The sequence below is a fragment of the Nonomuraea basaltis genome, assembly GCF_005893125.1.
GTDB lineage: Bacteria > Actinomycetota > Actinomycetes > Streptosporangiales > Streptosporangiaceae > Nonomuraea > Nonomuraea basaltis.
On record NZ_VCJS01000434.1, the window covers coordinates 1 to 4,741 of the forward strand.

At 70.3% G+C, this 4,741-nt stretch carries 5 protein-coding genes; 1 reads left to right on the plus strand and 4 read right to left on the minus strand.

Annotation, left to right across the window (positions count from 1 at the left end; genetic code table 11):
• Positions 1 to 93: 93 nt before the first annotated feature.
• Genes EJK15_RS67680 through EJK15_RS67695 form a run of 4 tightly spaced genes read right to left on the minus strand, consistent with a single transcriptional unit; the run spans position 94 to position 3,837 of the window.
• Positions 94 to 1,512: a S41 family peptidase gene (locus tag EJK15_RS67680; RefSeq protein ID WP_138720667.1), complete on the minus strand. Its 1,419-nt coding sequence runs from the start codon at positions 1,510 to 1,512 to the stop codon at positions 94 to 96.
• Positions 1,509 to 2,561 (minus strand): ABC transporter permease, encoded by a 1,053-nt coding sequence (locus EJK15_RS67685; protein WP_138720668.1) that lies wholly within the window; start codon positions 2,559 to 2,561, stop codon positions 1,509 to 1,511. The genes EJK15_RS67680 and EJK15_RS67685 overlap by 4 nt, the downstream gene beginning before the upstream one ends.
• Complete coding sequence (locus tag EJK15_RS67690) at positions 2,558 to 3,448, minus strand: ABC transporter ATP-binding protein (protein WP_138720669.1); 891 nt, start codon at positions 3,446 to 3,448, stop codon at positions 2,558 to 2,560. Before EJK15_RS67690 ends, EJK15_RS67685 begins: the two co-directional genes overlap by 4 nt.
• Positions 3,445 to 3,837, minus strand: a complete 393-nt coding sequence (locus tag EJK15_RS67695; protein ID WP_240778116.1) for a GntR family transcriptional regulator — start codon at positions 3,835 to 3,837, stop codon at positions 3,445 to 3,447. The genes EJK15_RS67690 and EJK15_RS67695 overlap by 4 nt, the downstream gene beginning before the upstream one ends.
• Positions 3,838 to 4,096: 259 nt before the next feature.
• Here EJK15_RS67695 and EJK15_RS67700 point away from each other — a divergent pair, with 259 nt between their 5' ends.
• Entirely contained in the window at positions 4,097 to 4,543 is a 447-nt protein-coding gene (locus EJK15_RS67700) for a class I SAM-dependent methyltransferase (protein WP_138720671.1), read from the plus strand.
• The last annotated feature ends 198 nt before the right edge of the window (positions 4,544 to 4,741 follow it).

A 4,741-nucleotide genomic window follows, 5' to 3' on the forward strand; every position in this document is an offset into this window, starting at 1 on the left:
GGAGCGGGGCGGCGTGGGTGCGGAGCAGGCGGACACGGCCAGGACGACCAGTCCTGCGGCGACTGCCAGGATCTGTCTCATCGAGAGGTCCATTCACTTGTGCAGCAGGGTCAGGGCCTTGGCCAGGGCGGGGTCGCGCCCGGCGGCCGCGTCCTCGGGGGTCAGGGGCACGTAGTGGTCGGGCGGCACGCCGATCCGGTCGATCACCTCGCGATTGGGCCCGAGGTGGTGCCTGGCGGGGAAGCCCAGCATGGTGTTGTTGCTCAGCAGGTACGGCTGCGCCGGGCCGGAGATGACACCGGCGGTTCTGGTACCGACCAACTGGCCGATGCGCAGGTCCTTGACCGCGGAGCTGACGTGCTCGCAGGCCGAGGCGCAGCTGCGGTCGGTGAGCACCACCAGTGGCAGGCCGATCAGGTCGACGGTGTCGTCGGTCCGCGATGTTGCGCAGTTGCCGTCCACGGTGCACTGGTAGGCGGTGACCTTGCCGTGGGCGAACGCGCTCACCAGCCGGGTCGCTTCCGTGGGGCTGCCACCGCCGTTGCCGCGCAGGTCCAGCACGACGCCGGTGAGGGTCCGGCCGGTGCGCAGCCGGGAGATCGCTTTGAAGGCCCTGGTCGCGGCGTCGGGAGCGAACCCGCGCAGCCGTACATAGGCGATGTCGTCGTCCAGCAGCTTCGACTGCACCACTTGCAGGGCGGCCAGATCCCGCTGGTAGAGGCCGGGCTTGAGCGTGACGGTCCAGCGGCGGCCGGTGCTCTCCCGCAGCAGCCGCAACCGGACCGGCCGCGCCTCCGGATAACGCGGGTAGAGGGCGGCGATCGCGGGGGTGGCCTTCCCATCGATGAACGGCGCCGATCCGTTGACCGATTCGATGATGTCGCCCGGGCGCAGCCCGGCCGCTTGCGCCGGGCCACCCTGCACTTCGGTAACGAACAGCGGGGGCAGGGCGACGCCGGGGTCGCCCTCCGCCTGCGAGCCGTTGACGTTCGCCAGCAGGCCCAGGCCGTAGCCGTCGCCGTCGTAGTAGTCGGGTGGCCGCTTGACGTCGTGCGTCCAGCGGGCGTGGTTGTCGCCGAGGCCGGCCACCATGGCCTCCAGGGTGACGACGGCCAGCTTGTCACGCAGGTCCGGCACCTGATCGGTGATCTTGCGGTAGACGGCCTCGAACGCGGCCCAGTCGGCTTTGCGGTCGCCGGTCAGCGCCGGCATGGTGGCCCCGGGCTCGTCGCGTCCGTTGCGGTTGAGCTCCTGGGTCAGGGCGACGAATCCGGCGCTCAGCAGCGAGCGGGCGTCCAGCGTGGCGCCGCTGTAGTAGTTGCCGAGGATGCAGAAGTACGCCTGCTCGATGACGTCGATCGTGGTGGCCGTCTCCGCCCCGGGGGGTCCCTGAGGCTGCGCGCAGACCGCACTGGCTGCCGCGCTCGCCTGGCTGCGCGGCGGCGTCGGCGCCGTGCAGGCCGCCGCCAGGAGGAGGGCGAGCCCGGCGGCCGCGGTCCTGATGATGGTCATGACAGGCGCCTGCGGATCCACCAGAAGGACAACCATGTCAGGCCGAGGGTGAGCAGGGCGTAGATCCCGGTCTCGATCCACTGGAAGGGCCAGAAGCGCTCAAGGGGCTGAAAGGTCGCCTGCTGCCGGTAACCGAGCCGGTTGATCTCGGCCATGCACGTACTCATGCCCTGCGCTCCCGACGGTGCGCAGGGTCCCGACGTGGTGGAGACCGGGACGGCGGCTCCGCTGTTGCTGCCGCTGCCGAGCGTACGTCCGGACGGATCGACCAGGCTGCCGGACAGGACCCAGGCACCCGCATGGCCGGGAACGGCCGACTCAAGGACAATGCGCACAGTTCCGCCTTCGTCCCGGTTTATGCCGACGCTGTCCACGTTCGCCTCGCCGAGCTCGAAGGTCCCGGTGACCGGGGGCATCAGGTGGGGACGGACGAGCAGCGGCATGGTGAGCTGGACCGCGGCGAAGACGGCCAGCGTGAGGGCCATGGCGGGCAGCGTGCGGCGCACCAGCATGCCCACGGTCACGCCCAGGACGAAGGCGAAGGCCGCATACCCCATCGGGGCGATGCCACGCGCGCCGAACACCAAGGGAGCCATCAGGGCCAAGCCCTCAGCGGCCGACTTGTCCAAAGGGTCGGACCACCAGGTCACCATGAGACCGCACAGACCGGCGGCGGCCACGGCGACCAGGCCCATGAGCCCGAGCTTGACCGCCAGCCAGCGGCCGCGGGTGATGCTCTGGTTCCACACCATCAGGTGCGTGCCCGCCTCCAGCTCGCGGGTGATCAACGGCGCTCCCCAGAAGAGCCCGATGAGGGCGGGCAGGAGCAGCACGACGAGGCTGACGGCCATGAACGGGAGCTGGTACTCGTCGAAGAAGCGGTCGTAGAAGCGGCCGCAGGTGTCGTCCTGGGTACAGCCGGCGATCCCGGCGGAGTAGCCGGAGGCCAGGCCCGGGCCGGTCACGGCCAGAGCTGCGGCGAGGACGACGAGGACGGTGGCCACCATCGCGACCGAGCCGCGGAACTGGCGCCAGGTCAGCCAGATCATCGCTGCACCTCCAGGGCGACTCGCCGGTCCTCGGCGGTGTGCTTTTCCATGTAGGCCAGGACGAGGTCCTCCAGGCTGAGCTGGGTGACCGTCCAGGCGGGGTCGTGGATCGGGGCGTCGGTACGGATCACGTACGTGCTCTGTCGCTCGGTGTGGCTGGCGGAGATCACATGCTGGTCGGCGGGCAGCCGGTCGGGGTCGCGGCGCGGGCCGGTGAGCCGGTGATGGGTGGCCAGCAGCTTGTCGCTCTCCCCGGCCACCTGCACGCGCGAGTCGACGAGCACGATCAGGAAGTCGCAGACCCGTTCCAGGTCGGAGACCAGGTGAGAGGAGAGCACCACGCTGAACGCGTGCTCGACGGTCGCCTCCATCAGCCCCTGCAGGAACTCGCGGCGGGCCAGCGGGTCGAGCGAGGCGACCGGCTCGTCCAAGATCAGCAGCTCGGGCCGCTTGGCCAGGCCCAGGGTGAGGGCCAGCTGGGCGCGCTGGCCGCCGGACAGCTTGCCCGCCCGCTGGGCGGGGACGAGACCGAGCCGCGCGATACGCTCCCGCGCCATGGTGACGTCCCAGCGAGGGTTGAGCCGGGCTCCCAGCCGCAGGTGCTCGGCGACGGTCAGCCCGGCGTAGACGGGGGTGTCCTGAGCGACGAAGCCGACCTTGGCCAGTTGCGCGGGGCCGCCGGCGGGACGGCCGCCGAGCACAGTGATGCCGCCCGCCGTCGGTTCGAGCTGGCCGCTGGCCAGCTTCAGCAGCGTGGTCTTGCCGGCTCCGTTGGGGCCCACCAACCCCACGACGTGGCCCGCCGGTATGTCGATGGTGCACTCGCGCAGCGCCCAGCGCTTGCCGTATTTCTTGCCCAGTGCCTGGGCCTGTAGGACCGAAGTCACGCTATGTCCTCCTGAGCGGTGGTCCGAAAGGTGGTCATGAACAGGGCCTCGATGCTCTCGTCGTCGAGGCCGGCGCGGCGGGCCTTGGCCAGCCAGCGCTGCAGGTCCAGCCGCAGCGGGCCGTGCGCGGCCAGCGAGGAGTTGGTCAGCGTCTTCGTCACGAACGTCCCGACCCCTGGCCGGGCGGCCGCCAGGCCCTCGTGCTCGAGTTCCCGGTAGGCCTTGAGCACCGTGTTGGGGTTGATCGCCAGCCGCGCCACCACCTCCTTGACCGTCGGGAGCTGGTCACCCTCACGCAGCAGACCGAGCCGCAGCGCCTGCCGCACCTGCTGAACCAGCTGCAGGTACGGCGACACACCCGACCTGCTGTCCAGATGGAACTCGATCACCGGCTTCTCCATTTATCTAGGCACATAGCACTATAGGTTCCTCCATGTTAAAGGATCATAAGGAACGCCGCATCGGTATCGCCCGGCACCCGAAGCGGCCCATCGCTCCTCAGCCCGACCACAGCCCTCTACGCCCGGAGGCAGATCTTCCCTGCCTCGCCGCAGAGGGGGTTGAGCAGCAACCGAACGGTCAGTGGCGCCGAGGCGGGCGCGGCGGTAGCGGCACTGGCAACAGGTGCGAGCTGGGGGCCCCGGATCCATGGGCGGCAACCCGCCGAACCCGTACCTCGCTCGTGAGACCAGCGGCCTGACACCGGGCGCGGCACTGGATGGGGGGTGCGGCGGCGGTGCCGAGGCGATCTGGCTTGCCTCCCAAGGCTGGCACGTCACCGCAGCCGACATCTCGTCCGAGGCCCTTGCTCGCGCTGCCGAGCGCGCGGCGACGGGCGGGGCCCCCGAGCGCTTGCAGTGGGTTGAGGCGAATCTGAGCGTCTGGAGTCCGGGCGCGCAGTTCGACCTGGTCATGACCCACTACGCCCACCCGGCGATGTCCCAGCTGGAGTTCTACGACCGCATCGCCGGATGGGTGGCTCCCGGCGGCACGCTGCTCATCGTGGGGCACCTGCACACCCCGGGCTCTACCGGCCACGGGGGCCGAGCGGTCCCCCTCCACGATGTCGTCGTGCGCGCCACCCGACGCCGGTAATCACACCATCCGACAGCGCCAGGGCCCGCTGCTCCGGCGCCGATTCCCCTTGCCTTCTATGAAAGACATCTCAGGAGCTTTAGTTGTCAAGCAGCAAGCGATTCGGCGTGATGCGGCCAGGCGGTTGCCTCGTCGTAGAGGGTGCCGGTCTTGAGGCAGCCGTGCAGGATGCCGACGAGGCGGTTGGCGACCTGGCGC